The following is a 26,543-nucleotide window of genomic DNA, read 5'->3' as shown; positions in this document are numbered from 1 at the left end:
CCGATTGAAATCGAAGGTCATGTTACCCTTTAAATAAGGGGTCCCGTTTGGATGCCGATAACCCCTCAAATGGGGTCCTTATTCCATGCTTAATGACAGTTACCCGGCCCAATCAGGTATGAGCGATGGACCTGACCTATATCCCCATGGCGTGTGGTTTTGTCTACCTCTGCGCCGTCGTGGGCTGGTTCAGTCGTCGGGTTCTGTCGTGGTGATTGTCGATCACGATGGAGGCGGCTTTTGTATCGAAGCGGTAGAGAAAGCGCTGGCTCGCTATGGAAAGCCGGACATATTCAATACCGATCAGGGATCGCAGTTCACCTCCATCGACTTCACCGCCACGCTGAAGAAAGCTGAGATTGCCATCTCGTTGGACGGCAAGGATGCATGGTGAGACAATGTCTTCGTCGAGCGGCTTTGGCGGTCGATCAAATACGAGGAAGTCTACCTCCACGCCTACAAGACCGTATCCGAGGCACGCGCGGGAATAGGTCGCTATCGGAGCTTTTACAATACCCGACGTCCACATTCATCCCTTGACTGGCAGACCCCGGATCAGGCTTACTTCAACGCGCTGGCACCGATGATGGTGGTGGCATAATCGAGGCCGAAACCCACTTAACGAAACGCCCGAAACTGTTCAAACAATCCGAGCCAGCTCTTTCATCCGCACAATTTCGGACTGGAACAATCTTTCAAGAGCTTCTTTCGACATGAATGCCCGTCATGGGTTTTCTGCGATTTCAAACAGCATCAGATTAAGCTTGCGAACCATGTAGCCAACTTGCCGATGATCAGATTGTTTGAGGCTGAAAGCAAGGTGACGCGAACCAATATTGCGTCCCAACTGTGCCGGGAGACGCGTGCGCCAATAAAAAATATTTCCGCGTCGCTGAAGATTCTGAACCTGATGTCTGACTGCCATGTCATATCCGTCATCTGAAGCCGACATAAAGCCGGTTTCCAGAGAATCAGCATGTGTCATAGCTCTGTGCCACAGTTAAGTGCACACCCGGCGAATATGAGGAAATTGAAGATTCCCGCCTGAGTGGAAAGAGAAGCAAAATCAATAAGCGTATGATTTTGCTCGTGATTCATGGCTGGGGCGCCTGGATTCGAACCAGGGAATGCCGGTACCAAAAACCGGTGCCTTACCGCTTGGCTACGCCCCAACGTGTTGGTGTGGATAGACTCTCTCTCTGAAAAACTCAAGTGCCTGTTTTTTATTTGAACTTTATTTTTTACAAGGTGATTACGTCGATTGATCGAACTGCTGAGGGAGCAAGCCCTCCACTCGCAGGCTTTACTCAGAACATTTGGATAGGCCCCTCCCTTGAATTGGGGATCAGTTTCCAAGGCTACATTCGTGTAATCACTTCCAATGGGATATCTCCCCTCGCCCATTCAACTGGATGCGGCAGTATACTATGATCTTAGCCAAGGAACGCATTGTCAGATTACACCTTCAAACGCTAAGCGACTGAAATAGCCCTCACGGCAACTGGCATTATTGTTTCGTGATTGTCGTTTAGCCGGCCTGTCACTTCACGTCACATGATACACCCTCCCCAATCGGTCGGCCGGATGCCTGCCAAGAACCATCACACCAACCAGCCTTTTCTGGCTTTCAGCATAGATCTGTCTGCGTCTGGAATTTCGTTCCCTCCCCAATAATAAATAGACAAAAGATTGCCGTAATTTGAGCAAACATAGAACTATTCGAAACTGGGGGCTTCCTATGTCACGCTCTGCATACACACCGGTTCAGAAGTTTCTGCACTGGTCAGTATTTTTTCTCGTCCTTTTTGCCTATCTCATAACTTTCGGTGAGGATTTTTATCCTCGGGGATCTCCGGAACGTGGCACTATATGGTGGTTGCATATTTCCGTTGGGCTTCTGCTGCTCGCCTTTGTGGTCTGGAGGATTATCACCAGAGTTTCGATAGGCACACCCGCACTGCCTGATACGATGTCGCCGCTGGAGAAAACCGCAGCGAAATTCGCACATCACCTGCTTTATGCTCTTCTAGTTTTGATCCCTGTAATAGGCATTTGGCTTGCCGAGCTTAGAGGCAACGAACTTTCTTTCTTTGGAATCTTCACTATTCCTCAGTTTTTGGTTCCAAATAGAGATCTCGCTGGAACGGTGAAGGAAATTCACGAATTTCTTGCGAATTTCATTCTTATTGTCGCTGGCATACATGCTCTGGCCGCACTTTGGCATCAATTCTACAAAAAGGATGATGTTTTGAAAAGAATGCTTAAGTGAAAGAACTTTAGCGAGAGGATTGGCACCGCCCGGCGATCCATTAGGCGCCGGTCGGGGCTATGTTCAACCGCTTATTCTTATCGATATCAAGCCTTCCAACGCCGCTGCCGCGAGCGTTGCAGCACGTCATTTTTCTTCCTTCTTAGAAAGTTGCCCCAGCCAAATTCTAAAGTGGTTTTTCCCAAATCGCTCCGATTTGAAGGCGGTCGGATTTGAAAGAAGAACCCTTTCTGTTTCTGCCAAAGATCCATGATTCGGACCAGACCCGTTTTAGGGGCACATTTAGGTGCACAAAACGAAAAATCCGGCGGGAATAACAAAATAAAATCAATGATTTAAGCAATGGTGGGCCCGGAGGGCCTGCCGAATTCCAAGAAAATCAGCAACTTAACCCCGTGTGGGACGAAGACCCCATTTTATAAAAATCAATGGCTTAATAAAGCCGCCGTCCCACTTTTTCCGGCCGTTTCCGCCCCTTCTTTCACGGTTGCATTGCGGCCAGGGATGCGCGCATGAGCGGGGCGCGGCCATTTCGGGACGTGAAGCTGCAATGGCTTCAGCAGTTGAGCTGCGACAAGGATTTAAGCGACAGCGCTCGATCCGTGGCGCTCTATATCATCACCACGCATTTGAACGGCCACACCGAGAAGGCGTGGCCGTCCTATCAAACGATTGCCGACGCGACCGGCAAGAGCGTCAAGACCATTCAGCGCGCCGTCCGTGAACTTGAGGTCAAAGGATGGCTCGAGGTCCAGCGCGGAAATGGCGTCGGGCACAACACAGAATATCGTCCCTCAGCGGCGTCGATTTTACGTGCATCGGACGCCCGCGAAAAGACGGACAAAGTTGTCACCCTTTACCCTGACAAAGGCGGACAAATTCGTCCGGAAAGGCGGTCAGATGTGTCCAGCGAAGGGGGACAAATATGTCCACCAAACTTAGAGAAAGAGAAAATTTATAAACCTAACCCGCGCGAGGACGCCCCGCCGCGCGTCGAGACGCGGCGAGCCGTCCCGCTCGTTTTCGTGGCCGAGACCAAGGTGGATCAGGTCGAGCAATGGCGCACTTGGTTGCGACGTCACGGCTTTCCTTCGATCGACGCCTTGGGCCTTCGAACGGTAAAAACCGGCAAGCCGGGGTATGCCTTGCCGGGTTATTGGCCACCGGGCGAGGCAAGCCCGAGTGCACTCGACTGGATCGCTTTCTTCAGCCGCCGCCGTGACCACATCGCCGATGAGACTGCCCGACAAACCGACCTTCGGAGGGCGTCATGACGGCTGGCGATTTGAAGGAAGCAAGGCGACCCCTGTCATACGGCGAGCCGTCCGACAGGGAGCCTTGTGAGGGGAGGCAAGCCTCCCCTTCAAACCCCACCAAGAGCACGCGGCGATCGCCCAAAGGCGAACTCAATGCCGTTGTGGTTTTCCGCTGTACTTCATCGGAAAAACAAGCGCTGACCGCACTCGCGGCGCGGGCCGGACTGCCCTTCGCCACACTGATGCGGGAAGCGCTTGGCCTCACCGAGGCGCGCCGCCGCCGTCCGGTCCCCAAGGTGGACCCGGAACTGGTGCGCGCCGTCGCCCGGATCGGTGGCAACCTCAACCAGGTCGCCCGATGGCTGAACACGGCCCAGGCGCAGGGCCAAGTATCCGCCATCGACGCAATCACGGTCGCCGCGCGCCTGGTCGCCATCGAGCGGGCGTTATCGGAAACCCTTGAACAGTTCACGGCCAAGGATGGCGCGCCGTGCTGATCAAGTTCTTCCGAAACGGCCAGGGCGGCGGATCGGGACCGGTTGACTATCTGGTCGAGCGCGACGTCGTCGCTTACGACCAGAACCGCAACGCGATCCGCGATGAGCGCGGCGACGTCATGCTGTTTGCCCGCGAGCCCCTGCCGGAAGTGCTGCGCGGTGATGCAGACCGCATGCGCGCGCTGATCGACGCCTGTCCGCACCAGTGGACCTATCGCGCCGGCGTCATCGCCTTCACGGCGGAGGACGCGCCGAGCCCCGCCCAGCAACGGCAGGTAATGGACGCCTTCGAGAGTCTTGCCTTTGCCGGCCTCGAAGCCGACCAGCGCGATATGCTGTGGGTGCGCCACACCCATGAGGGCCGCGTCGAGCTGCATTTCGTGACGCCACGCATGGAGCTTGTGAGCGGGCGCAGCCTCAACATTGCGCCGCCCGGCTACCAGAAGCACTACGACGCCTTGCGCGATGTTCTGAACAAGGAACACGGCTGGAACGATCCGGTGGCGCCGGAGCGCACCCGCGAGACCGTCAGCCTCATTGAAAGCGTCAGGCGCGGCGATGCCCGCGAGCTGATCCATGACTGGATCGTCCAGCGCATCGAGACCGGCGACATCCGCGACCGCCCGAGCATGACCGAGGCTTTGACGGCGGCCGGTTTCGATCTGCCGCGCGCCGGCAAAAATTACATCACAGTGCGCGACCCCGAGACCGACGAGCGCTGGCGTTTGAAAGGAGACCTGTTCCGTGAAGACTGGACCCGAGAGAATACCCTTGAGCGAGCGCTTGAAAGATCGGCTGGCGAGCCCAGCCGCTGCGGAGGCCGGCTCGACGCCATCGCCCTCGACGATCTTCGAGACCGACTGGAGCGAAGCCGTGAAGCGCGCGCAAGCTACAATCGAGATCGATATCCGCACCTTCACGGACGCGAACCGCCGGCACTTGAGCGAGGCACTGGCAACGACCGAGGCGGACGTGAACCGGCTTCGCTCGATGGTGCAGCCGTTCTTGCAGACCATGGGCGCGGTGGCCTTGCTGATCATCCTGTTGAGTTTCACCGCGAGCTGGTTTTGGGCGGGTCTGATGATCGACCGCGCCCAGAGCGCCAGCCTCTGGCAGATGGGCTTGCAGATCAACCAGACCAACAGCGGCAAAGTCCTGACATGGGACGTCAACCGCCTTCAGCTGATCACCTGTCAGGCAGGGACCGGCAAAACCCCATGCCTGAAGATCGTCCAGAGAGATTGACCGATGATCGGAACGACCAGACCACCGATGCCCGAGAGCCTGTCGCCGCTGGAGCGCGAATTGCTGGGTTACGTCGAGACGTTGATGAACGCCTTGCAGAGCGGAACCGCGCAGTTCGAGGCGCTGGAGAAACGCTCGACCGACATGATCGTAAACCGGCAAACGGCTTTGGAAGGATCGCTGAAATCGCTCATCGCGTCACAGGCTACCTTCATGAACGCCTGGCTCGCCTCCGGCAATCCTTCGAGTGGCACGGCCTCAACCGAGCTGGCGGAAGCGTTCGCCCTGCTGGAGCAAGCCGAAGCGATGCTGGAGGCGGTCGCGACGCCAACGTGACAGCCCGACCGCCCGCGCCCGGTCGCGGCCGCAACTGATTTTCGTTTCCGTCTGGAGATTTGACCCATGAATTTGATCATTCAGCCCTATCGCTATGTCCTTTCCATCGCCGTCGTGGCCGCCGGTTTCCTGCTGATGGAAACGGCACCGTTGTTCTGGCCACCCATTTACCAGAACGCGCGCGCCGCAATCCTGGTTATGTTTTTAGGGTTTGCGCTGCTGACCTTGGTGGGAGACACCCAGGGCCGCATCCGCAGCGCGTCGGGCTTAGCTGTGAGGGCTGCCCTCCTTGCCGCTTCTGCTCTCGCCCTTACCGACCCGATCATTGCGGCCGGCGTCCTGCTCGACAGCTTCAAGGCTTGGCGAAATGCCGGCTATTCCGGAATCGAGAGCATCCGAGGCATGGTTTCGACATGGGACCGCTTCACAGAGGCGCAAAAGCTTGGCGTGCAAACCAGCCTCGCCATCGGTCTGCCTGTGCCGCTGTTCCTCATTCTGCGAGCGATCATGATCGCCGCGCCGGCATCATCGAGCCGCATTTCCAAACAGGGCCCATGGCGTGCCCGGTGGATGAACCGAGGTGAATTGCGCCAGCTCCGGCACAACGACAGCGGCTTGCCTCTGGGTCTTTCCGGCGGCGCAATGCTGCGCTACCGCCCCATCCCGAAGACCGGATGGCGCGCCGGCCACCATGTCGCCATCGCCGGCACCCGCGCCGGGAAAGGCGTGTCCGTCGTGATTCCCGCCATCATCGACCATGACGGGCCGATCGCCGTTCTCGACATCAAGGGCGAGAACTTCGCCGTCACACGCCGCTATCGGCAGTCACTCGGCCGTCAGGTCGTTGTTCTCAATCCCTTCGGCGTCATCGAACCGTCAAAGGACCGTTTCAATCCGCTCGACTATATCCGGCAAGCGCACCTGGTCCGCGACATAGAGGTCATTGCCGAGGGGCTTGTTCGACCGGAAAGCGGAAACGGCGCCCACTTCGCCGAAATGGCGAAGTCGATGATTGCCGCCGTGATCGAGGTCGTCATAACCAGGCGCACGGAAGCCGATCGCAACCTGATCACCGTCATGGACCTGCTGTTTTCCGCCGGCTTTGAAAAGACACTCACGGAATGGGCCGGTGCGCCGGAGACATTCGGCACCCGTCCGGCCGCAGCCGCCGCCACTTTCCTCGCAGCCGGCGAGAACGAGCGCGGTGCGATCAAGACGACGATCAAGAAGGCATTCGATTGGGCGCGTTCCGACGAACTGCGCAGTTTCCTCAGCGCCTCCACATGCTCGCTCGAAAACCTGTTCGAGGGCCGCGCCGACCTCTTCATGGTCGTGCCGCTCGACCAGGTGGACGCCCAGGCCGTCTTTCTCCGGCTGCTGACAAACATCATTCTCGGCATGGCCGTGCGCCTGGAGGGTGCCAAGAAGCCGAAAAAGAACGTGCTTTTGGTGCTGGACGAGTTTGTCCGTCTCGGCCGGATGGAAAAGCTGATCAACATCGCCAACGTCGCCGCCGGCTGCGGCATTGAGGCGCTGTTCATCACCCAGGACAAGGGCCAGATCGAAAGCGTCTACGGCAAGGGCGACACCGCCAGCATTCTCGGCTCCTGCGTCACAACCCGCATTTTCGGCCTCGGCCGCGCCGAATTCGAAACCGCCAATTGGGCGGCAAACGCCCTTGGCGATCAGACGGTACTGACCCGCACGAAACAGTCTTCCGCGAAATTCGGCGAGAGCCGCAAGACCTCAACCTCCGAGCAGCGCCAGAAACTCATGACCGCCGATCAAATCCTGGAAATGAAGGCCGGCAAAATGCTGATGCTGACGGGGTCGAAACCGCCCGCTTTTGTAGACGCGATTGTCTCGCACCAGCATCCGGCTTATCGGGGGAAGCTGGACCGGAATCCGATGGTGTGATGCGTGTGCAAAGGCTTTGTCACAGGGTACGAATTGCTATCATTTCCAATCAGCGGACAACACATTCCCAATTGACCGAAAGTAGCTGACACCAATCGGCGCTCAGGTAAATTTCCCGACCGGGAAATTTGCGCTCGACAAGGGGCCCATTGTTTCGATATTTTCCCGATCGGGAAATCCACAATGGCAAAGCAAGTCAGAACGTCCGCCGATATCGGCGCCTTGGTCAGAAGCGCACGTAAGGAGCAAAACCTGCGGCAGGACGAGCTTGCAGGCGTCTCCGGCGTCGGCGTTCGGTTCAATGTGGACCTTGAAGCAGGCAAGCCAACGGCTCAGATTGGAAAAGTCCTGCAGGTGCTTCAAATCCTTGGCTGCTCTGTCGATATTTTGGCCCCTGGCGAGCGTAAGCGTTGATGATGTTTTCTCATCGTTCATTACGCGCAGCATAGGTGCCTCAATGAAATGAATTAGTATTGAATCACCGTCGCTCAATTGGGAAACGTAATCTATGATTGATTCGATAATGCGGTATTTTGGATTGCAGAAATGACGGTATCCGGCCTGAGGGACAACTACATTCGAAGCACCGCTTCGGAATTTCTTCAACATAGATTGAGGAAGGGCAGCTCTCTTCGCGCAGTTTCGGCTTATTTTTCAATGTATGCGTACTATTCCCTCCGGGAGAAGCTGGCTGATCTGCATGAAATGCGCTTTCTGTTCGGTGAGCCGCATTTGTCTGCGGAAAGCTTGGGCGGCGAAGGTGCTGCCTTCGCAATAACGACGGCGAATGAAAAACACACCCTACAGTTGGGCCTCAAAAACCGGTTTGTTGCGAGGGAGTGTGCAAATTGGCTCGAAAGCATTGCGGAGATACGGTCTGTCCGTGAACGACTGGTTCATGGAAAACTCTACCATATTGATGATGGTTCGCGTGACCATGCAATGCTCGGCAGCTCTAACTTCACGCTCAGCGGTCTCGGAATATTCGGGAAATCGAACATCGAGCTGAATCTGGTCGTGGATAGTGATCGCGATCGTGACGATTTAAGAGCGTGGTTTGATGAACTTTGGTCAGATCAACAGCTTACATACGACGTCAAACAGCAGGTAATATCGGCGCTTAAAGCGATTTTCCAGAATCACAGTCCTGAGGAGATCTACTTCAAAACACTATCGGAGATCTTTAACTACCTCGATGCCGACGATACCGTTGCCGGACTTCTAGATGACGCTGCAGTCACGACCAGTCAGATCTGGACAACGCTGTTTGATTTTCAGAAAGACGGCGCGAAGGCAGCGGTCCAAAAGTTGGATCGATATGGTGGTTGCATTGTCGCAGACAGCGTCGGTCTCGGAAAGACATTCACCGCTCTGGCCGTAATCAAGTACTACGAGTCAAAAAACAAATCCGTTTTGGTGCTGTGCCCAAAGAAATTGCGAGACAATTGGACAGTATACAGATCAGATAACAACAGCGACATTAATCCGTTTTTGAGAGACAAGTTCGGTTATACTGTACTTTCGCACACCGATTTATCTCGGGAGAGTGGTCATGTTGGTAACATTGACCTCTCTCGCATCAACTGGGGAAATTACGACCTCGTCGTCATTGATGAATCCCACAATTTCCGAAACAATTCGAAAGGGAAACGTGACGAAGACGGCAAATTGATCAGAAAATCGCGATATGAGCGATTAATGACCGATATCATACGATCGGGGGCAAAGACGCGCGTGCTTCTGCTTTCGGCAACGCCGGTCAACAACGATCTAAAGGATTTGCGAAGCCAGCTTTACTTCATTACAGAAAATCGAGACGGCGCGTTTTCGGAAACGCTCGGCATCGGCAACCTCAAAGATTTGCTCGCTAGTTCGCAAAAGGTGTTTGCCGATTGGGCAAGTCGCTCCAAAGAACGCGATGTCGCACGCCTGATGGAACGTTTGCCGTCCGGGCTTTTTAAGCTACTGGACGGCCTCTCAATAGCGCGCTCGCGTAAGCACATTCAGCGCTACTACAGCGCCTCATTGGAGCAGATCGGCCAGTTTCCCAAGCGAGCAAAGCCAATATCAGTCTTCCCGCAGATTGATACCAAGGACCAGTTCCTATCCTATGACAGATTGAACGAGCAGATCAGCAAGTACCAACTGGCTGTCTTCAACCCCGCGCGGTTCCTTAAGCAGGAATTTGCACATCATTACGATGACGGCATTGTCCGCAATTTCACTCAGGCGGATCGCGAAACATTCCTAATTGGAATGATGAAGGTGAACTTCCTTAAGCGCCTAGAGAGTTCGATCCATTCCTTCATGATCACCATGGATCGGACGATCGAACGAATTGAGGCGCTTGAACGCCGACTGCTGGACTACAAGCGGGCGCACAGAAGTGCTGAGGTGGACGTCGCGGAGTTTCAGGAAACACTCGATCTTTTCGAAGACGACGATCCCGATCCCTCGGAAGTCGGCGGAGCAAAGCGGTTCAGTCTTGACCATCTTAAGGTCGATGACTGGTTAAAGATGCTGAAGGAAGATCGCGTCAAGCTCAACGATATCCGGTTGCATGCAAAGGATGTCGGACCAGATCGTGATGCCAAGCTCTTGAAGCTCAAAGAACTGATTTCCGAGAAGATGCGCAATCCGTCCGTCAATCATGACGGAAACGCTATCCGAAAAGTCATTGTTTTCACAGCCTTTGCTGACACTGCGACTTACCTCTATACCCAGATCGAGAGATGGGCCAAGGAGGAATTCGGCACGAATTCCGGCCTCGTGACTGGAAGCGCAAGCGGCTGCAAGTCAACCTTTGGAAGGGCGCGATTCGACGAAATCCTCGTGAATTTCTCGCCCAAATCGAAGAAGCGCGAAGGTATGCGCGGCATGCCCAAAGACGGCGAAATCGACATTCTTATAGCCACGGACTGTATATCTGAAGGCCAGAACCTCCAGGATTGCGACCTGTTGATCAATTACGACATTCACTGGAACCCTGTCAGAATAATTCAACGCTTCGGCAGGATCGACCGGATCGGGAGTCGCAACAAAGAAGTTCAGCTTGTTAACTTCTGGCCGACCGATGATCTCAATAAATACATCAATCTGAAGAGCCGTGTCGAAGCTCGCATGGCTTTGGTGGATCTTTCCGCAACCAGCGATGACAATATCCTTGGCGTGGCCGGTCTCGAAGAACTAATCAGCGAGGACATGCGATATCGCGATAAGCAGCTGCTGCGTTTGAAGGATGAAGTGGTCGATCTTGAGGACTTCACTGAAAGCGTCGCTCTAAGCAACTTCACCCTTGAGGATTTCCGGCGCGAACTTAGCAATTTCCACAAACAGCGGCGAGAGCCGGCATTGCCGAATGGCGTCTTCGGTATGGTACCACCGCACCCCGGATATGCGGCTGTCACACCGGGGGTCATTTATTGCTTGCGCGATCTCCGCGATCAGCAAGACCGCAGCTCGGTGAATCCTTTGCAGCCGTTCTATCTTGTGTACGTGCGGGACAACGGGGAAGTCGCCTATGGTTTCGCGCAGGCCAAACAGGTTCTCGACATCTATCGTGCGCTCTGCCTTGGGCAGAAAGATGCTTATCACGACCTATACGCCATGTTCGATCGGCAGACGGAGGGCGGGCAGAATATGACCGCCTACGAAGCGCTTCTCGGAAAGGCTATTGATAGTATCACCTCCCAGTTTTCATCGAGAAACATTGGAAACATGTTGTCAGAACGTGGGGGCCGATTGGTCCTTGAGCCGAACGCGGGTAAAGCCGATACCGAGTTCGAGCTGATCACCTGGCTGGTCATTAAAGAAGGCGAAGCATACAGAAAATGATTGATCGGGCGGGACAGAGGCAAGCAATCAAGCAGGCGCTAGGCATCTTCCATCACGCCGCACCACGCGAGGGCGCGCGCGCGATCCTAAGCGCGCTCGGCTATACCAGCGAAAAGACCATTCGTCTGGACGGGAGCGTGTCGCAGTTTTTGTCAATCGTTGACCGTGATGGAAAGCTGGCGACATCTGAGCACGCGCGGACTCATCGCTGGAAGGGCGCGGACTTCGTTTTTCAGCTTACGAATGACGAACTGCCTATGCTTGCGGAGGGGCAAAAGGATCTCTTTCTCGGTGAAAGCGACTATCACCGAAGCATTATCGAGTCTTTCGTTTTCCTAACGATCAATCTGGAGGATCGCGATTGGACGCGCACCGAGCTCGCGGAAATCACCCGCGCAGTGAACCGTCTCTTTCCGATGCCTGCGATCATCATCTTCTTATACGGCGGAAAACTCACGCTTTCAGTCATCCCCCGGCGCCCCAATAAGAAAGACAATTCGCGTGACGTGATTGAGCCAACGCGAAAAGTGGCTCTGATCAAGGACGTCGATCTCGAACGCCCACATCGAGCCCACCTCGACATCCTGACAGACCTGCATATTCAGGCAGGTGTGACCGCCAAGAAGGCGCCCAACAATTTCGATGACCTCTATAGGGCTTGGACAGAGATCCTCTCAGCCGAGGAGCTCAACAAGCGCTTTTATCGGCGTCTCTCCGACTGGTATCTTTGGGCCGTGGGCACAATAGATCACCCGCATGTCATGTTCCCGGTTGCGCGAGAAGTGGAGCAGAAGGCTGGCTCTGAAGAACGGCATAAGCTCAATCAGATTTCGGTGATCCGCCTCCTGACTCGACTGATCTTCGTTTGGTTCATCAAGGAAAAGGGTCTGGTCCCGGACGCACTTTTCAATGCCGTCCAGTTACGGGAACTACTGGTTCAGGACCCAGAGAAGCATCGGGAAGCCAGCTCCTATTACAAGGCGATACTCCAGAACCTGTTCTTTGCGACCCTCAACACCCAAATGGAAGGTGACGGGCGGAATTGGCGATCTGATGCTGCAGAAAGCGGCCGGACACCGGATTACCTGATTTCGACATTTCTTCGCTACAGGCAAGCCTTTCGTCAGCCCGATGAGGCGCTGGAGATTTTTCGTAGGGTGCCGTTCCTCAACGGTGGTCTGTTCGAATGTCTAGACCGGGAGGTTTCGGACGCCGAGTTGGCCCGAAATGATGATCTCAACAAGTGGATCAGCATGGAGGGCAGTCAGAAGGTTATTCGTGCTGATGGCTTTTCGGAGCGAAAGTCGAATACGCTTTACGTACCAAACAAGGTTTTTTTCGCCGTTGCTGAACAAGGAGATGACGTCAACACCCCATTGAATGAGGCCAACGGCACGAACAAAACTGGGTACAAAGTCGATGGCATCATCCGTATTTTCGAGAGCTACAAGTTCACGGTCGAGGAAAATACGCCATATGACGAGGAAGTGGCACTCGATCCGGAACTTTTGGGCAAGGTTTTCGAGAACCTGATCGCCAGCTACAACGAGGATACTTCCACAACCGCCCGCAAGAAGTCCGGCTCCTTCTACACACCGCGCGTGGTCGTCGACTACATGGTCGATGAAGCCCTGGTCGGTTATTTGAGGCCGGCTCTTGAGAAGAGGAAGCAGCCCGACGATCGTGGCATTCAAAACCACAAGAACATCAATGAGACCTTCGATCTCGGCCCGGTTCCTGGCGAGCTCAGTTTGGCGCGGGACAATGACGCCGGAAATGCGAGCAGCGAGGGGACTGATTCCTCTGCAGCCGAAGCGCGGCTCAGAGCACTCCTGAGCTATGAGGACACAGAATACGATTTCACGGGGTCAGAAAAAGATGCGCTGATTGCGCGGATCGAAGGCGTTCGGGCCATAGATCCGGCCTGTGGTTCTGGCGCCTTTCCCATGGGTCTTTTGCAAAAGCTAATCCATATTCTGAAGCGCCTCGATCCAGACAACAGGCGTTGGAAAGCTGCGCTCCGGGAACCGTTGGTCCGGCAGTTACAGCATGCCGAGCAGAGCCCGGATATCGGTGCGAAGAGCGAACAGATCGAAGCGCTAAAGGATCAGCTCGAAAAGCTCGACCGAGATTTTTCCGAGACCAGCAATTTCCCGGATTATGCTCGCAAGCTTTATGTCATCGACAAATGCATTCACGGCGTCGACATCCAGCCGATCGCCGTGCAGATTGCCAAGCTGCGTTTCTTCATCTCGCTGGTGGTAAGCCAGAAAATCGACGAAAACGCAGACAATCTGAACATCACACCGCTGCCAAATCTGGAAACCCGTCTGGTGGCGGCCAATGCCCTACGACCCATTGAGCGAGGTCAGGGCGACCTCCTCCGCAATCCCGAAATCGACATTACCGAAAAAGCGCTGGTGGATGCGAACGAACGATATTTTGGCGCGCGCAACCGGCGGACAAAAAACAAGGCGAAAGAGCAGATCAATCAGCTGCGTGAGAAGCTCTCCGACCTACTCAGCCAGACCCATGACCTACCGGAGGAAACTGCGAAGCAGATCGCCCGCTGGGACCCGTTCGACCAGAATGCTTCCGCTGACTTCTTCGATCCGGAATGGATGTTCGGGTTGCGTGAGAAATTCAACATCGTCATGGCTAACCCGCCCTATGTGCGACAGGAAAAAATCGGCGGGGACAAAGAATACTTCAAACAGCGAGCCGACGAGAACAAGCGCCGCAAAAACGCCTATGGACTGTACCAGAGTTTCGCAGGCACAGCGGACTATCTTGTTTACTTCATGGAGCGCGGGCTGGATCTCTTAGAGCCTGGCGGCTCCTTCGTATTCATTACTTCGAACAAATGGTACCGCGCCGCCTATGGCCAAAACATTCGTCGATGGATTGGCCGCAACGCGCAAATTCGCTCTATCATCGATTTCGGCGACGCCGATGTCTTCGATGCGATTGCCTACCCCACAATTATCGTCGCGTCCAAGCGCACCAAAGTTGTAGCTGCGCCGAACGAGAAAGATATTCTCCTTGCCTGGAACTGGCCAGCAGACCTGGGGCGCAAAGACATTTCGGAATTCCCGGAGCTCTTCCGTAGCCATGCGTTTCAGGTGCCCCAGAAGGCGCTGGATGATGCCAAAGGGTGGCAGCTAGAACCGCAGGTAAAGCGCAACTTATTAGGACGCATTCGTAAGGCGGGTAAGCCTCTTGGCGAATATGTTGAAGGCCGATTGTATTACGGCATCAAAACGGGATTCAATGATGCCTTCGTAATCGATGGCGAGACCAAGGACCGATTAATCCAAGAAGATCCAAGGTCGGCGGACATCATCAAGCCCTTTCTTCGCGGCAGAGATGTGAAGCGATGGAAGGTAGAGCCACAGGATTTGTGGCTGATTTTTACCCGCCGCGGCCTTGAGATTGAAGCCTATCCGGCAATTAGTAACCATCTACATGCCTATCGCGAGCGACTAGAACCAAAACCGTCAAATTGGAATGACGACGAGAAATGGGATGGTCGGAAGGCTGGTTCGTATCAGTGGTTTGAGATCCAGGATAACGTTGCTTATTGGGAAGCTTTTCTAAAGCCGAAAATCATCGTCCCTGCAATACAGAATAAGGTGGACTACGCTCCAGACACCAAAGGATTTTTCAGCAACGACAAGACCAGCATTATTGCGCATGAAGATTGGCGCTATTTGCTCGGCATTCTCAATTCCAGCGTTTCCTGGTGGCTAACGCGGCAGACGTTTTCCAGTAAACAGGGCGGCTTTTTTGAATTCAAGCCGATGTATGTCGAGACGGTTCCCATTCCTACCGCTCAAGAGAAACAGAAGGCTCAAATCGAAGCATTGACCGATATCTTAAGCTCCGGCCATCAGGATCCGCGGTTTGAACAGCTTCTCAACGGGCTGGTATACGAACTATTCTTTATGGAAGAATTGCATGCCCGCAACATACGCCTATTCGATGCCTGTGATCGCTTCGGCCTTAGCAATCTCTCCGGCCTCGAGGGCGATGTGTTGAAGGATATGGCAGAGGCGCTCGCTCACGAAATCTTTGTACCGTCACATGAGATCTACCGAATGCTCTTCGATCTGCGCGCCATTGATGTCGTCCGTATCATCGAGGGCGAACAATGAGTGAGGGAGAAGCAGCGGCGCCCGCGCCAATGGTAGCAGTCGCCCCAGCCGCACCGGCTGTAGATCCGCTCCGTATCGAGTCGGTGTCCATATGTGCTTTCCGTGCCTTCCCTCATGAAGTAACCCTCAACCTGCAGGGTAAAAACATTCTGATCTATGGTGAGAATGGTTCTGGCAAAACATCGATTTTCCAAGCTTTGCGGCACTTCTTTGCAAAGTCGGCTCCCAGGTTCGAGACGATAAAGAATGTTTTCAACGCTAATGCCGACAACGAGTTCAGGATTGGCGTAAGGTTCAATGACGGCACGCCGGCCGTCGATTGGCTAAAGGCAAAACACCCAGGATCTGCGTTTACGGGGTCTGATCCTCGTGTCGTTGAGACGGCAATACGAAAATCAGTCCTCGATTATCGCGCTTTGCTCGACACAAACTATATCCATGGTGATGATCGGCCGAACCTGTTTGACATCGTTGTCGAGCGGATTCTCCACGACTTCCCGATCACCGTCGAAGGCGGTACGAACACAACAATTGGGGAGCTTTGGAGCAAAACTAAACGAAGCATTCCTTCCAACTACAACTATAAGCTGGATTCGATAACAGAGAACTGCTCTGCTTTCAGCAAAGGGCTACGGGGCGCCTTGGACGCACTGCAACCGCACTTGGCAGGTCTTTTAAAGGAACTGATCGGCGATGCCGTCACGGTGGACTCCATGACCTTTTCCGGAGTCACCTACAATCATGCATGGTTCAAGCGAGATCGTGCGATACGGGGGCAGACGCTTTATCCTGAGGTGATTTTCGGCACACATGGGGTGCACATCCCGCAGAACTTTCTCAATGAGGCACGTCTATCGGCCCTCGCGTTGGCAGTCTATCTCGCTGGGCGCCTCGCTTGCGTGCCGACTGATGGAGCCAACCGACTGAAATTGCTTGTCCTAGATGACGTCCTGATTGGATTGGACCATGATAACCGCATGCCGGTTTTGAGGCTTCTGCAGAAGTATTTCGTTGACTGGCAGATTGTCATCCTGACCCATGACCGCGTCTGGTTTGACATGGCCAAGGACTTTTTCAAGAAGACTGATCCGTGGCAGTGGCTTGAAGTGAAAGCCGATGGGAATAATGGCAAGGGAACGCCTACGCTGAAAAAGCACAATGGCGATGTAGTAGCTGATGCGCTTGCTGATGCAACCGTCTTGAAGACAACTAGCATCGAAGCCGCCGCAAACAGTGCCAGACGCGCATTTGAAGGGTGCCTCCGGCGATTTGCAGAAAAGCGGAGTTTGAAACTGCGATTTAAGGTCGACCCAAAGGATCTGAATACAGACGATTTTCTTGATGCGATCGATGCTTGGATCGACGGAAAACCATCCCGAGCAGCCTTGAAGCCTGTTGTGGCCGATCTTCGCGCAATGCGAACCGGCGTTCTCAACCCACAAAGCCATGATGGAGCACCAAGCCCTTCGACGGCGGAAGTGGCAGCCGCGTTAACTCGAATAGAAGAATTACGTGCAGCCATATCAAATACGGCCCTCAATTAGGACTAAACCATGACCACTCATCTCACTGCGCGCGTTGCTTGGCACGATGATGGATGGAATGGGAGGGTCTGCTCGAAGCCTGAACAGAACACCTACTGCGTCGGCATGAAGTCCTTTCCCGGGGATTTGATCCACCGGGAGCGCGATTTGGAACAGGAGAAAGCCTGTTCTGGGCAGGCCGTCTGCAAGCTGAAAAGCGAACATTTGCCACCGTGCATATATAGCATCAACGCTTTCGGGCCCGATGCTATCCGCGGCTATTCCAATCCGCCCGATTTTTTCTACGGGGGCGCTGAGCGCGAAGAATGGGATATTCCTCCATCTTCGGTCTGCGTTTGGCCCTACGAAGCCATGTACGGTGAAGAGGTATATACCGATGGCCGTCTCGACAATAACAAGCGCCGGGTGGGAGCGGACAAATTTTTTGCGGAACTGGAGGAGGATGAGAGCCTCATCTTTTACTACGCCAACCATTCCAACCCGTTTACCGACGAAAACGATCCGAAGTATGTCATAGTCGGCGTTTCTCGCGTGAAGCAGATCGGAGAGCCGCTCTTCTATTCCAATCCCTCTGAGTACGTTCGTCAGAACTATGCGGATGGCATGATATGGGCGCGAAACGTCACATCGCATTATCCAAACGAAGGGTTTCGCATTCCCTATCACGCCTACCGTGAGCAGCCCGAAATTCTAGACAGTCTTCTGGTCACGCCGGAAAATCCTGCTAGCTGTAAATATGGGGCCCGTCATCTCACCGACGACGTAACCATCGGCATGCTTGAGCAGATGCTCGATGTCATAGCGCGACTGAAGGAAGTCGGTGACACCAATGAAGACTGGGATGCTCGCGCCAAGTGGGTGCAAGCCCAGGTCGCAAAACTTTGGAAGCGTCGCGGCCTGTATCCGGGACTTTTGACCGTGATGGACCTTCTTGATGCAGGCGGCTCCATCAAAAACGGCAAGTGGTATTGTGATCGTGGTGAGGAGAAGAAAGCCTATGAGCTATTTTTCAATGCCCTGGAAACCGGAAAAGACTGCCCTGAACTGGAACTCACTGGCCTTGCTCTAAAGCGGGTGTCGCGCTCCTGGCAATTGCTTGAGGATGATGTACAGGCCCTTCTCAAGACGATAGCGGTTCGGATTGACCTCTACCTTGATCAATTGCAGAGCATCGTCGGACAGAAGCGCGCCGCGCATGGCCTTCCGGAGAGCTTGTCATCCATCGTTGAAGACCCGTATTTGTTGAGCGAGTTTTTCATCGGTGATGGGCCTGACGATATTATTCCTTGGAGCACGATTGATCGTGGTGTCTTCCCATCGCCGGAGTTGGGCGGCGAGGTCCTCTGCGACATGCTCAATGACGATCCTCGAAGACTGCGCTCCCTTTGTGTTGAGCAATTAAAGCGCGAGCCGAACCAGACTTTTCGCCCGGCAGACATCATCCTCAAAGAAATCAATGCGCGTATGGATCGGTTGCCCGAGTGGAAGCGGCAAAATTTCAGTCTGCGCTATTTCGAAGTTGACCGCGAGCCTCTTGAAAAGGCGCTCGTGCTGAGAAAGGAAGACGATAGGCTTTATCTCTATTTGAAGCATGTCTTCCAGGACGAAAGGACCGTAGACAAAACGTTGACCGAGCTTTTTGATCGGCCACCGATCACGCTTCCACGCCCGGTTCCTGAGGGTTTTTGGCTTCGTGCCGTTTCCGACGATGAGTCCTCATTGGCCAAAAAGGGCGGCGACGAATACCGGCTGGCAGTGGAAGCTCAGGCTGGCCAGTGCTCCCAGATCTTCAGGTTGCCGTTATCGGTCGTTTCCGGCCGCGCGGGAACCGGCAAGACCACCATTATCCGCGCCATCGTTAAAGCCATTCGCCAGGTCGAAGGTACCGGAGCACCGATCAATGTGATGACACCGACCGGCAAGGCGACTGATCGCGTGCGCGCAGTGTTCGAGCGATACAATATTGGCGGCGTCAACGTCTCGACAATCCATTCATTCCTGGCATCAAACGGATGGCTCAACGACAACCTCACATTCAAACGATGGGGAGGAAAATGCGCTGATCTCGAAGGCACGATTGTTATCGACGAGACATCCATGCTCGACCTGGCCCTCGCAGCTACCTTTTTCCGGTCTATCGAATGGCAGAATGTAAAACGACTGATCCTGGTAGGCGACCATAATCAACTCCCACCCATTGGTCGCGGACGCGTTTTTTCCGACATCATCGAATGGCTACGCAAGGAGGGAGCACCCAACCTGGCGGTACTACAAACCAATATGCGCCAGATGGAAAATCGGCTCGACGCAAAAGGCCAGGGCATACTCGGTCTCGCCGAGTTATTCCTGGTGGATTCCGCTGTTCATGGCGAGCAGACTTCGCCTGCGGCTGAGCAACTCCTTCAGAAAGTGCATCAGGGCGGCAAGATCGATGAAGACCTGGACGTGGTCTATTGGAATTCAGCCGATGAACTAGTCGCGAGTTTGGTTGCTGATATAGTCTCTGTTCTTCCAGGGAATACCGACGACGATCAGGTATATAAGCTTTGGCGAAATGAAGTCATGCAAAACAAACCAGAGAGACTTCAAGTTTTAACGCCACATCGCGGGGAGCTCCACGGCGTCGAGGCATTGAACATCGAGCTGCAATCAATCCTCACCAATGATCTGATTGATAGAGTGGGAGCTGTTGATGGAATTACCTTGAACGACAAGGTGATTCAGATCCAGAACAGGACATCCCGCCGGGGAATTTGGGCTTACGATTTTGCTCTGGCAAAATCTCGTCAAGTTGAGTTGTTTAACGGAGAGATCGGGTATGTTGAGCCACACAACTTCGATCGAGCCGATCTGAAGAAGGTCTTTTCCGGTTACAGCAAAAAGCGACTTAAGCGATTTCAAGTGAAATTCGCGCGGAAAGACAAGATCTGCGTTAATTACGGACGCGAGATTCCTACCTCGACGAAGGGAAAGTTCACCTCGGAGAGCGTCGAAAACAACCTCGAACTCGCTTACGCGATTTCGATACACAAATCGCAAGGAAGCGAGTTCTCTCATACATTCGTGATACTACCTGCTTCGCGCAGGCCGCTTTCAGGAGAGTTGCTCTATACAGCATTAACGCGCGCGCAAGGACATTGTCAGCTTTATATCCAGGGCAATCTTTCGCCATTGCTTGAAGCGCGAAGGAAGGAAAACGCCCAAAGCTTGCTGGTTTCGTCTTCGCTATTTGGGCACTTTAGGACAGTCAACGACCGCCTGTTGGCGAGAAGTGATTGGTATCAAAGCGGAAAGATCCATGAGGCGCTGAGCGGCGACATGGTTCGTTCGAAATCAGAGGTCATCATCGCAAATCTACTCCACCAAGCTGGAGTGCCTTTCACCTACGAGGAGCCGCTTTACGCTGAAGACGGAACGTTCTTCTTGCCTGATTTCACGCTTCGAATTGGTGGAGAAAAATACTACTGGGAGCATTGGGGCATGTTGTCCGACAAGGGCTACGCGGCGCATCGTAACCTTAAGAAACAGTGGTACATGACGCATTTTCCAGGCCGCTTGATCGAGACGTTGGAAAGTGGGCAATTGAGCTCAGAAGCGAAAAGCCAGATCGACGAAATTCGGCTCAAATAGTTGGTTGTCACCCCCTTCGAGTTCAATCAAGGCGTCAGACGTTCTCGCGATCTGGTTCGCTATTCTGTTCGCGCTATCGCGGATCCCGGTTTCCGCGGAACAAAGCCAACTCCGAAACCGAATAGCCGCCCGATTTTATCCAACGTTTCCAACGTCGGATTTGCAGTGCCGGCTTCTATCTCAGCAACTTGGCGCCTAGTAAGCGATAGCGTTTTGGCAAACTCACTTTGCGTCATGCCAAAACCCTTACGGATCTCTGCAACCGCACCAGGCAACCTTAGATCCCCGTTTCGAGCACGCTCAGCCAGCGTTCGCCGATTCTCAAGAATCTCATCTTTCGTTGGTTTCTTCCAGCGAGCCATTTAGCTGTCTTTCGGTATCACTGGCACGCCGCCAGAACGCTGTCTGTTATCTCCATACATCGCCCCATCGCACGATCCAGAATGTCCGGATGCGTGCTCATATCTTTCGCCATTGCCGGAGCCTGGCGCAGATGGTCGGCAAACTCGGAAAGCGCAACAGCAAGCGCTTTCTGCTCAGCAGGATCAGGCATCAGTTCGCCGCAAATGCGCTTCCAATCGGGAAGATGATCACGACCACCGTCACGCATCATGGCCCATCGGGTGGATCGAACGATCCCCTCTTTGGCGAGCCGCATAGGCGCGAAATCGAAGAGCGGAGACAGACGGATTGTGCCGTCCTGGTGCTTGCTGAGAGCAGAGTTCCGGCCATGATTGTCTGGATTGCCAAGCCCGAGGTTGGCAATATCGCGCTTCAGGTATTCGACGATGTCCGAGAACGGATCGGCAGAATATTGGCGGAGAACGTCGATATAGGCTTCATGCGTGCCGACATGGCCGAAATCGGCGACGCCTATCGCTGATACCAAGCTTTCTTGCCCCAGCCGGATGGTTCCGACGCCTTCTCTCTTCTTCCGGTCGAAACGGGGAATGATCAAGACGCCTTCGGCATAGGTCGATGGTTCGCTGACATTTAGACCGATCTCTTGAGCGATTCGCGAATAAAGAGCTTCGCCTTCGAGGATAAGACGGTCCACGGGCTCGTTGCTGCGTACCAGCTTGACGATGACGTGGCGCACGGCCTCATCATCGGTCACGAAGCTGTCAGGATAATATAGACCGTCATTCGCCTGCGTCATCGAGACCTTCGGCCATTCGCCTTGCAGGCCGCTGGAGCCGGAGGCGAGCATTCCAAAGCGGTCGGCGACTTCCATGAAGCGATCGGACCGCTCAAGGATTTCCGCTTCTGTCACCCCTTGGCGCTCAACACCGCGCAGCCGTTCCACTTCGGCGTCCGCCGCTTCTTTGATGCGGATATTGCCTATGCCACCAGTCGCCGATCGGAGAAGCAGCGGCAGATCAGAAGCGCGCGAACCTTCAGTAAGACCGAGGTGCTCCGCAAGTTTTCGCCTCGCGTGTCCCTGCGGCATGAGGTCCAATAGGAAGGGCGGCCAGCTGCGGCTGTATCGGTTTTCGAGATCGACGGGATAACGGACGGATAAGGCGCGATGGTCCCGGACCGTCTTTCCAGCCGCAAACTCCGCCGATGCCACGGTGACGAAATAGTCGAGATCGTAATCGACAATCGACGCGCTCTGGAACCCGGCCGCGTCGTCCTTGAGTTCCAATGTCGCGGCGTGATGCCACTCACCGTCAAAATGGGTTTGGAGCGTTAAGCGCATTAATTGACCCTTTCAATGGTTCAAATAATGCATTTTGCGAAATTATTCAACCCATCAAAGTGGGTTGAATAATTGCCGTTAGAACTGCCAGCTACCGAAGCGGTCATCAAAGCTTCTGATACGGCTGACCATCTTCCGGCCACGCAGCGCATTGCCGCACGCAAACAGAATGAGCGACAGGCTCAGCACTGGTGTTATCCAAGCTTCGGAGCCGCTGTTTGCGTCAAACAAGATAAGCGAAACGGCTCCCATTGCAGCGAAGAAGACCATTCCGAAATCGTATTGCTTTGAAAGGCTCTTGAGCCGGGCCGAATGCTGTGCATAGCGTAATTGCCTTGCCAGCCGTCGCTTTTCGGATTCAAGTTGATCGCATTGACGACCAAGGGCGTAGGCGCCCTGCATTATCTGCTCTTCGAAGCTCGATTTACTCATATCGCTGACCTCAAATATTTTTCTGCGATTTCCTCTGTGAATTCGCCGTGCTGTTCGGCGTAGTCGATCAGGAACCGGATGAGCTTCAAGCGCTTATCCGGTTCCACCTGACAGTTTTCCCTTGCGATGAAAGCGTTAACCGCCCCCGTCACCTGGTGATACAAGTCGACCTTGTCCCGATTGTAGGGGCTTCCTTCTCCCGTAAGCATCCAGGCGGGATTCACATTGAATTTTAAATGCAAAAGGCGGAGAAGCTTCGCGGGCATCTCGCGATTTCCGCGCTCGTAAGTGTTGTAAGCGCTTTGCGAGACCTCAAGCGCTTCTGCAAAGGGCACTTGCTTCAGCCCGGAATCCTTTCGAATTTTCCCAAGCCTTTGCCCCATCGCCTCCATAAATCCGTCTTGCATCAAAATATCTCGAATGCGATAAAACTGTTGCGGTTAGTGCGATTATATGATTCGTTCTGTCTTGTGTCGAATTATCTCTATGGAGTTGGGCAGTTATGCATTCTCAGCTTTTATCACCCAAACAACTCGCAGATCGTTCCGGATGGCCGGTTGCTCGCATCCGAAACCTGATCGCCAAGCAGGAGATCCGTCATGTCCGGATCGGCGGTAGCCTGTTTCTGCCGGAAAACGCCGTGGATGAGTATCTCGCGGCGAATATGGTCGAGCCCAAGCAGAAGGCTTTGGCACTTGCTGACAACGCCTCCAGAGCGTGAGGAGCGGCACATGAAGCAGCAAGCTGAAGCGCTGGCCCCACGGCCCATTTACAAGGTTGCGGTTAGCCGCGTCCGTGCGGCGGAACTTCTCGACGTCTCGACGGGCACCTTTGACGACTGGGTTCGCCGTGGCCTGATGCCGAAAGGTGTGAAGATCGGCGCGTTGCGCCGTTGGGATGCCGAGGAAATCCGCGCGTCCTGGTACGACATCAAAGAACAGGGCTTGAGCGGAGACGAAGACGATGGCGAAAACCCGTTTGATCACGCGGTCGGGTAATCAGCGCGTCCCCTTCAAATATTGCTCGCGGGATGTCGATCGGCACGGCAACGAGCGCTTTTATCTCCGCCTGCCAGGTATGCCGAAGTACCGGATGACGTCCGCCTATCTGGACGAGGCCGGCAGCATCACCCAGGCGTTTACTGAGGAATATCACCGCGTGCTGTCTGGCGATCGTGGTGAAAACACGGTCCCGATTTCAAGGCTGGAGCCCGGCTCGGTTCGCTGGCTTGTCGAGACCTATTATCGGTCCAAGGCGTTTCAAAGCCAGTCTCCGGCCACGCAGAAAGACAAGAAGAGCGTTCTCAATCGCTATTGCGTCAATGTGGGCGAACTGCCGTTCAAGAAGATTCGCAAATCCGACATCGAAGCCAGCCAGATGAAGCGCAGCGGCACGCCCGGTGCGGCTGACAAGCTGGTGAAGTATCTGAAGGCGCTTTTCAATTGGGCTATCAGCGCCGAGCTGGCGACCTTCAACCCCGCGAACGGCGTCACCAAAATCCATAAGTCTCCCGGCTTCCACACATGGAGCGAAGCGGAGTTGGCGCGCTATCGCGCTGCTTATCCGCTCGGCTCCACAGCCCGGCTTGCAATGGAACTGATACTGAATCTGGGCGTGAGGCGCTCCGATCTCGTCAAGCTCGGCTGGCGGAACCTGGTCGGCGACCGTATCGAATTCATGCCGGAGAAGGGTTCCGGCAAATATGCACAGTCCCTCAGCCTGCCCGTCACAGACGAGCTCCGCGAGGCACTGGACGCGATGATTACGCATGATCAGCCGACCTTCCTTATTACCGAATACGGCAAGGCGTTCAGCGGCAACGGCTTCGGCAACAAGATGCGCCAGTGGTGCAACGATGCCGATTTGCCGGAATGCTCGTCGCACGGCCTGAGAAAGGCGTCCGCGACCATCCTCGCCGAGGCAGGTGCTACCGAACATCAGTTGATGGCGATCTTCGGCTGGTCTGATTCCAAGATGGCGCAGCACTACACCAAAGCCGCCCAATCCAAGCGCATAATTGATGCCGGTTTTGAGCGTCGGAAGACCTACGTGGCCCGCAAAAACGTCCCACTTTCATCGAACCGAAATTCCGGTGAGACAAATCGAGGAAAAAACAATGGAAAAACAACGTCCGAAGACAGAAATGGTGGGCCCGGAGGGACTCGAACCCCCAACCAAGCGGTTATGAGCCGCCGGCTCTAACCAATTGAGCTACAGGCCCCACGCAACTCTGCACGTACCGCAAAGAAGCGCTGGACACAAGCTGTCAATTATACGATTTGCCCTAATACGCACATATTCGATTGCCATTCATGCAACTCAGGACAAAAACACATCAAATTTGAAGCGTTTAGTTGCAATTATTCTGCATTTCGCGTCAAATAATGGAATATTTTCCTTTAGGGGGGACTTAAATAAAGAAAAGCGTACTCTGAAAGGAATTAATAACTTTCGGTCAAGCTGAGTACTCTAATGGCAAAGCAGAAATGGATCTTTACGGAGACTGCTTTACACCGGCTGCATCAACATTCTCTACAGGAGATTTTATGAATAAGCGCGCTACTACCTTTCTTGCCACTTCACTTTCGGCAATCATGCTTGCAGGCGCATTGTCATTGCCAGCCGCAGCACAGGAGAATCAGATGACGAGACAGCCTGCTCGTATCTCCGTCTCGGGCGAAGGCAAAATGACGGCTGCCCCGGATATGGCCATTCTTAATCTCACCGTTTTGCGCGATGCGAAAACAGCCCGCGAAGCAATGACGGCCAACAATGAAGCAATGGCCAAAGTGCTCGATGCAATGAAAAAGGCAGGGGTCGAAGACCGTGATCTTCAGACGAGCGGCATCAATATTCAGCCGAGCTATATCTATCCTGATGACAAGAATGGCCTGAAAGAGGCTAAGATCAGCGGATATAGTGTCTCCAACAGCCTGACGGTTCGTGTGCGTGATTTGTCCAAGGTCGGCAATGTCCTTGATGAATCGGTCACACTCGGCGTCAATCAGGGCGGTGATTTGACTTTCGTGAATGACAATCCGTCAGCAACAATCAACGAAGCGCGCAAACGCGCCGTGGCTGATGCGATTGCAAAGGCAAAAACGCTCGCTGATGCGGCAAGCGTTGGTCTTGGTCGTGTCCTTGAGATCAGCGAGCAGAGCCGCTCTCCAATGCCAATGCCAATCGCGCGTGAGATGAAGATGATGGCCAACGCCGCGCCTCAGGATTCAGTTCCTATTGCTGCGGGCGAGAATAGCTATAATGTTTCCGTTAACGTCGTTTTCGAGATCAAGGAATAACGACAATAGCAAAAGCCAGCCCGATCCAATCGGGCTGGCTTTCACAATTCTGATTTAAGAAAACCGAAACGCGCTCTATCGAATAATCGGGCAACCGCGCACATTTGCGAAGACGACACCCGTCGGACGACCGTGACGGAAACCCCTAACCTGAACAGATTTACCGCGATGAATAACCCGTGCGTTGCGGATACCCATGCGATGGGCCTTCATCTTGGCACTCTCAACAGAACAAGCCGGGCCACGATGACGATGACCACGATAATCGATATTGATGCCTGAGGAATATTTCGCGGTGCTGACCGAAGGAGCGGATGCAGGCGATGCGGCATTTGCCGATGCACCAGCGGTGAAAACCACAGCGAGACCGATTGCAGCAGTGACGATGAATGATTTGACCGACAGTGCGGACATCTTAAAATCCTTTC

Annotated in this window: 20 protein-coding genes, 2 tRNA genes and 2 pseudogenes; 16 read left to right on the top strand and 8 right to left on the bottom strand. The window is 54.1% G+C overall.

Annotated elements, in window-relative coordinates; all coding sequences use genetic code 11:
* Window positions 1–92: 92 nt before the first annotated feature.
* Window positions 93–601 (top strand): annotated as a pseudogene (locus VBH83_RS14695) (IS3 family transposase); the annotation flags it as partial.
* A 123-nt stretch (window positions 602–724) separates the two neighbouring features.
* Here VBH83_RS14695 and VBH83_RS14690 read toward each other — a convergent pair.
* Window positions 725–952 carry a DUF6538 domain-containing protein gene (locus tag VBH83_RS14690; protein ID WP_265985463.1) on the bottom strand — a complete coding sequence of 76 codons (228 nt, stop codon included), beginning with the start codon at window positions 950–952 and terminating at the stop codon, window positions 725–727.
* A gap of 145 nt (window positions 953–1,097) precedes the next feature.
* Window positions 1,098–1,172 (bottom strand) — tRNA-Gln (locus VBH83_RS14685).
* Window positions 1,173–1,738: 566 nt separating this feature from the next.
* Here VBH83_RS14685 and VBH83_RS14680 point away from each other — a divergent pair.
* The 11 genes from VBH83_RS14680 (at window position 1,739) to VBH83_RS14630 (ending at window position 20,682) form a co-directional block, all read left to right on the top strand.
* Complete coding sequence (locus VBH83_RS14680) at window positions 1,739–2,269, top strand: cytochrome b (protein WP_265987075.1); 531 nt, start codon at window positions 1,739–1,741, stop codon at window positions 2,267–2,269.
* Between the two features lie 19 nt (window positions 2,270–2,288).
* Window positions 2,289–2,522 carry a hypothetical protein gene (locus VBH83_RS14675; RefSeq protein ID WP_265987078.1) on the top strand — a complete coding sequence of 78 codons (234 nt, stop codon included), beginning with the start codon at window positions 2,289–2,291 and terminating at the stop codon, window positions 2,520–2,522.
* Between the two features lie 259 nt (window positions 2,523–2,781).
* The gene (locus tag VBH83_RS14670) at window positions 2,782–3,543 is read left to right on the top strand and encodes a helix-turn-helix domain-containing protein (RefSeq protein WP_396998407.1); all 762 of its coding nucleotides are present in this window, start codon (window positions 2,782–2,784) and stop codon (window positions 3,541–3,543) included.
* Window positions 3,540–4,022 carry a MobC family plasmid mobilization relaxosome protein gene (locus tag VBH83_RS14665; protein ID WP_396998405.1) on the top strand — a complete coding sequence of 161 codons (483 nt, stop codon included), beginning with the start codon at window positions 3,540–3,542 and terminating at the stop codon, window positions 4,020–4,022. The genes VBH83_RS14670 and VBH83_RS14665 overlap by 4 nt, the downstream gene beginning before the upstream one ends.
* The gene (locus VBH83_RS14660) at window positions 4,016–5,641 is read left to right on the top strand and encodes a hypothetical protein (RefSeq protein ID WP_396998403.1); all 1,626 of its coding nucleotides are present in this window, start codon (window positions 4,016–4,018) and stop codon (window positions 5,639–5,641) included. Before VBH83_RS14665 ends, VBH83_RS14660 begins: the two co-directional genes overlap by 7 nt.
* Before the next feature lie 28 nt (window positions 5,642–5,669).
* Window positions 5,670–7,520, top strand: coding sequence for a type IV secretory system conjugative DNA transfer family protein (locus tag VBH83_RS14655; protein ID WP_396998401.1), 1,851 nt, complete (start codon window positions 5,670–5,672; stop codon window positions 7,518–7,520).
* Window positions 7,521–7,703: 183 nt separating this feature from the next.
* Window positions 7,704–7,934 (top strand): helix-turn-helix domain-containing protein, encoded by a 231-nt coding sequence (locus tag VBH83_RS14650; protein ID WP_396998399.1) that lies wholly within the window; start codon window positions 7,704–7,706, stop codon window positions 7,932–7,934.
* Between the two features lie 132 nt (window positions 7,935–8,066).
* Window positions 8,067–11,354 (top strand): helicase-related protein, encoded by a 3,288-nt coding sequence (locus VBH83_RS14645; protein WP_396998397.1) that lies wholly within the window; start codon window positions 8,067–8,069, stop codon window positions 11,352–11,354.
* Complete coding sequence (locus tag VBH83_RS14640) at window positions 11,351–15,508, top strand: Eco57I restriction-modification methylase domain-containing protein (protein WP_396998395.1); 4,158 nt, start codon at window positions 11,351–11,353, stop codon at window positions 15,506–15,508. Before VBH83_RS14645 ends, VBH83_RS14640 begins: the two co-directional genes overlap by 4 nt.
* Complete coding sequence (locus VBH83_RS14635; protein ID WP_396998393.1) at window positions 15,505–17,052, top strand: AAA family ATPase; 1,548 nt, start codon at window positions 15,505–15,507, stop codon at window positions 17,050–17,052. Before VBH83_RS14640 ends, VBH83_RS14635 begins: the two co-directional genes overlap by 4 nt.
* A gap of 9 nt (window positions 17,053–17,061) precedes the next feature.
* Entirely contained in the window at window positions 17,062–20,682 is a 3,621-nt protein-coding gene (locus VBH83_RS14630) for an ATP-dependent RecD-like DNA helicase (protein WP_396998391.1), read from the top strand.
* A gap of 59 nt (window positions 20,683–20,741) precedes the next feature.
* Here the strand turns inward: VBH83_RS14630 and VBH83_RS14625 are convergent, their stop codons facing one another.
* From VBH83_RS14625 to VBH83_RS14610, 4 genes are all read right to left on the bottom strand, one after another.
* Entirely contained in the window at window positions 20,742–21,044 is a 303-nt protein-coding gene (locus tag VBH83_RS14625) for a helix-turn-helix transcriptional regulator (RefSeq protein WP_396998389.1), read from the bottom strand.
* Window positions 21,045–21,061: 17 nt separating this feature from the next.
* Window positions 21,062–22,384: a type II toxin-antitoxin system HipA family toxin gene (locus tag VBH83_RS14620; protein ID WP_396998387.1), complete on the bottom strand. Its 1,323-nt coding sequence runs from the start codon at window positions 22,382–22,384 to the stop codon at window positions 21,062–21,064.
* A gap of 78 nt (window positions 22,385–22,462) precedes the next feature.
* Complete coding sequence (locus VBH83_RS14615) at window positions 22,463–22,816, bottom strand: hypothetical protein (protein ID WP_396998385.1); 354 nt, start codon at window positions 22,814–22,816, stop codon at window positions 22,463–22,465.
* The gene (locus tag VBH83_RS14610) at window positions 22,813–23,223 is read right to left on the bottom strand and encodes a helix-turn-helix domain-containing protein (protein ID WP_036585387.1); all 411 of its coding nucleotides are present in this window, start codon (window positions 23,221–23,223) and stop codon (window positions 22,813–22,815) included. The genes VBH83_RS14615 and VBH83_RS14610 overlap by 4 nt, the downstream gene beginning before the upstream one ends.
* A gap of 95 nt (window positions 23,224–23,318) precedes the next feature.
* On the opposite strand from VBH83_RS14610, the gene VBH83_RS14605 reads away from it, so the two are divergent.
* From VBH83_RS14605 to xerC, 3 genes and pseudogenes are all read left to right on the top strand, one after another.
* Window positions 23,319–23,537, top strand: a complete 219-nt coding sequence (locus tag VBH83_RS14605) for a helix-turn-helix domain-containing protein (protein ID WP_237853731.1) — start codon at window positions 23,319–23,321, stop codon at window positions 23,535–23,537.
* A gap of 10 nt (window positions 23,538–23,547) precedes the next feature.
* Complete coding sequence (locus VBH83_RS14600) at window positions 23,548–23,814, top strand: AlpA family transcriptional regulator (protein WP_044458832.1); 267 nt, start codon at window positions 23,548–23,550, stop codon at window positions 23,812–23,814.
* Window positions 23,780–24,760: pseudogene (gene xerC / locus VBH83_RS14595) on the top strand (tyrosine recombinase XerC); the annotation flags it as partial. The gene VBH83_RS14600 and the pseudogene xerC, both read left to right, overlap by 35 nt.
* Window positions 24,761–24,960: 200 nt before the next feature.
* On the opposite strand, the gene VBH83_RS14590 reads toward xerC, so the two are convergent.
* Window positions 24,961–25,037 (bottom strand) — tRNA-Ile (locus VBH83_RS14590).
* A gap of 325 nt (window positions 25,038–25,362) precedes the next feature.
* Between VBH83_RS14590 and VBH83_RS14585 the strand changes: the two genes are divergently transcribed.
* On the top strand, window positions 25,363–26,115 hold the full coding sequence (locus VBH83_RS14585) for an SIMPL domain-containing protein (protein ID WP_265985514.1): 753 nt from the start codon (window positions 25,363–25,365) through the stop codon (window positions 26,113–26,115).
* Between the two features lie 75 nt (window positions 26,116–26,190).
* Here the strand turns inward: VBH83_RS14585 and VBH83_RS14580 are convergent, their stop codons facing one another.
* Window positions 26,191–26,529, bottom strand: a complete 339-nt coding sequence (locus tag VBH83_RS14580) for an antifreeze protein (protein ID WP_396998382.1) — start codon at window positions 26,527–26,529, stop codon at window positions 26,191–26,193.
* Window positions 26,530–26,543: the final 14 nt, after the last annotated feature.

Origin of the sequence: Ochrobactrum sp. S1502_03 (genome assembly GCF_044435015.1) — a bacterium.
Taxonomy (GTDB): domain Bacteria; phylum Pseudomonadota; class Alphaproteobacteria; order Rhizobiales; family Rhizobiaceae; genus Brucella; species Brucella chromiisoli.
The sequence above is the reverse complement of the archived record's forward strand: the minus strand, read 5'-3'. Positions and strand labels throughout refer to the sequence as shown.

Coding starts and splice junctions, on each gene's coding strand:
- VBH83_RS14670 (WP_396998407.1), top strand. CDS start 2,782: ATGAGCGGGGCGCGGCCATTTCGGGACGTGAAGCTGCAATGGCTTCAG.
- VBH83_RS14585 (WP_265985514.1), top strand. CDS start 25,363: ATGAATAAGCGCGCTACTACCTTTCTTGCCACTTCACTTTCGGCAATC.
- VBH83_RS14620 (WP_396998387.1), bottom strand. CDS start 22,384: ATGCGCTTAACGCTCCAAACCCATTTTGACGGTGAGTGGCATCACGCC.
- VBH83_RS14610 (WP_036585387.1), bottom strand. CDS start 23,223: ATGCAAGACGGATTTATGGAGGCGATGGGGCAAAGGCTTGGGAAAATT.
- VBH83_RS14645 (WP_396998397.1), top strand. CDS start 8,067: ATGACGGTATCCGGCCTGAGGGACAACTACATTCGAAGCACCGCTTCG.
- VBH83_RS14625 (WP_396998389.1), bottom strand. CDS start 21,044: ATGGCTCGCTGGAAGAAACCAACGAAAGATGAGATTCTTGAGAATCGG.
- VBH83_RS14580 (WP_396998382.1), bottom strand. CDS start 26,529: ATGTCCGCACTGTCGGTCAAATCATTCATCGTCACTGCTGCAATCGGT.
- VBH83_RS14640 (WP_396998395.1), top strand. CDS start 11,351: ATGATTGATCGGGCGGGACAGAGGCAAGCAATCAAGCAGGCGCTAGGC.
- VBH83_RS14605 (WP_237853731.1), top strand. CDS start 23,319: ATGCATTCTCAGCTTTTATCACCCAAACAACTCGCAGATCGTTCCGGA.
- VBH83_RS14650 (WP_396998399.1), top strand. CDS start 7,704: ATGGCAAAGCAAGTCAGAACGTCCGCCGATATCGGCGCCTTGGTCAGA.
- VBH83_RS14665 (WP_396998405.1), top strand. CDS start 3,540: ATGACGGCTGGCGATTTGAAGGAAGCAAGGCGACCCCTGTCATACGGC.
- VBH83_RS14600 (WP_044458832.1), top strand. CDS start 23,548: ATGAAGCAGCAAGCTGAAGCGCTGGCCCCACGGCCCATTTACAAGGTT.
- VBH83_RS14615 (WP_396998385.1), bottom strand. CDS start 22,816: ATGAGTAAATCGAGCTTCGAAGAGCAGATAATGCAGGGCGCCTACGCC.
- VBH83_RS14680 (WP_265987075.1), top strand. CDS start 1,739: ATGTCACGCTCTGCATACACACCGGTTCAGAAGTTTCTGCACTGGTCA.
- VBH83_RS14635 (WP_396998393.1), top strand. CDS start 15,505: ATGAGTGAGGGAGAAGCAGCGGCGCCCGCGCCAATGGTAGCAGTCGCC.
- VBH83_RS14690 (WP_265985463.1), bottom strand. CDS start 952: ATGTCGGCTTCAGATGACGGATATGACATGGCAGTCAGACATCAGGTT.
- VBH83_RS14655 (WP_396998401.1), top strand. CDS start 5,670: ATGAATTTGATCATTCAGCCCTATCGCTATGTCCTTTCCATCGCCGTC.
- VBH83_RS14630 (WP_396998391.1), top strand. CDS start 17,062: ATGACCACTCATCTCACTGCGCGCGTTGCTTGGCACGATGATGGATGG.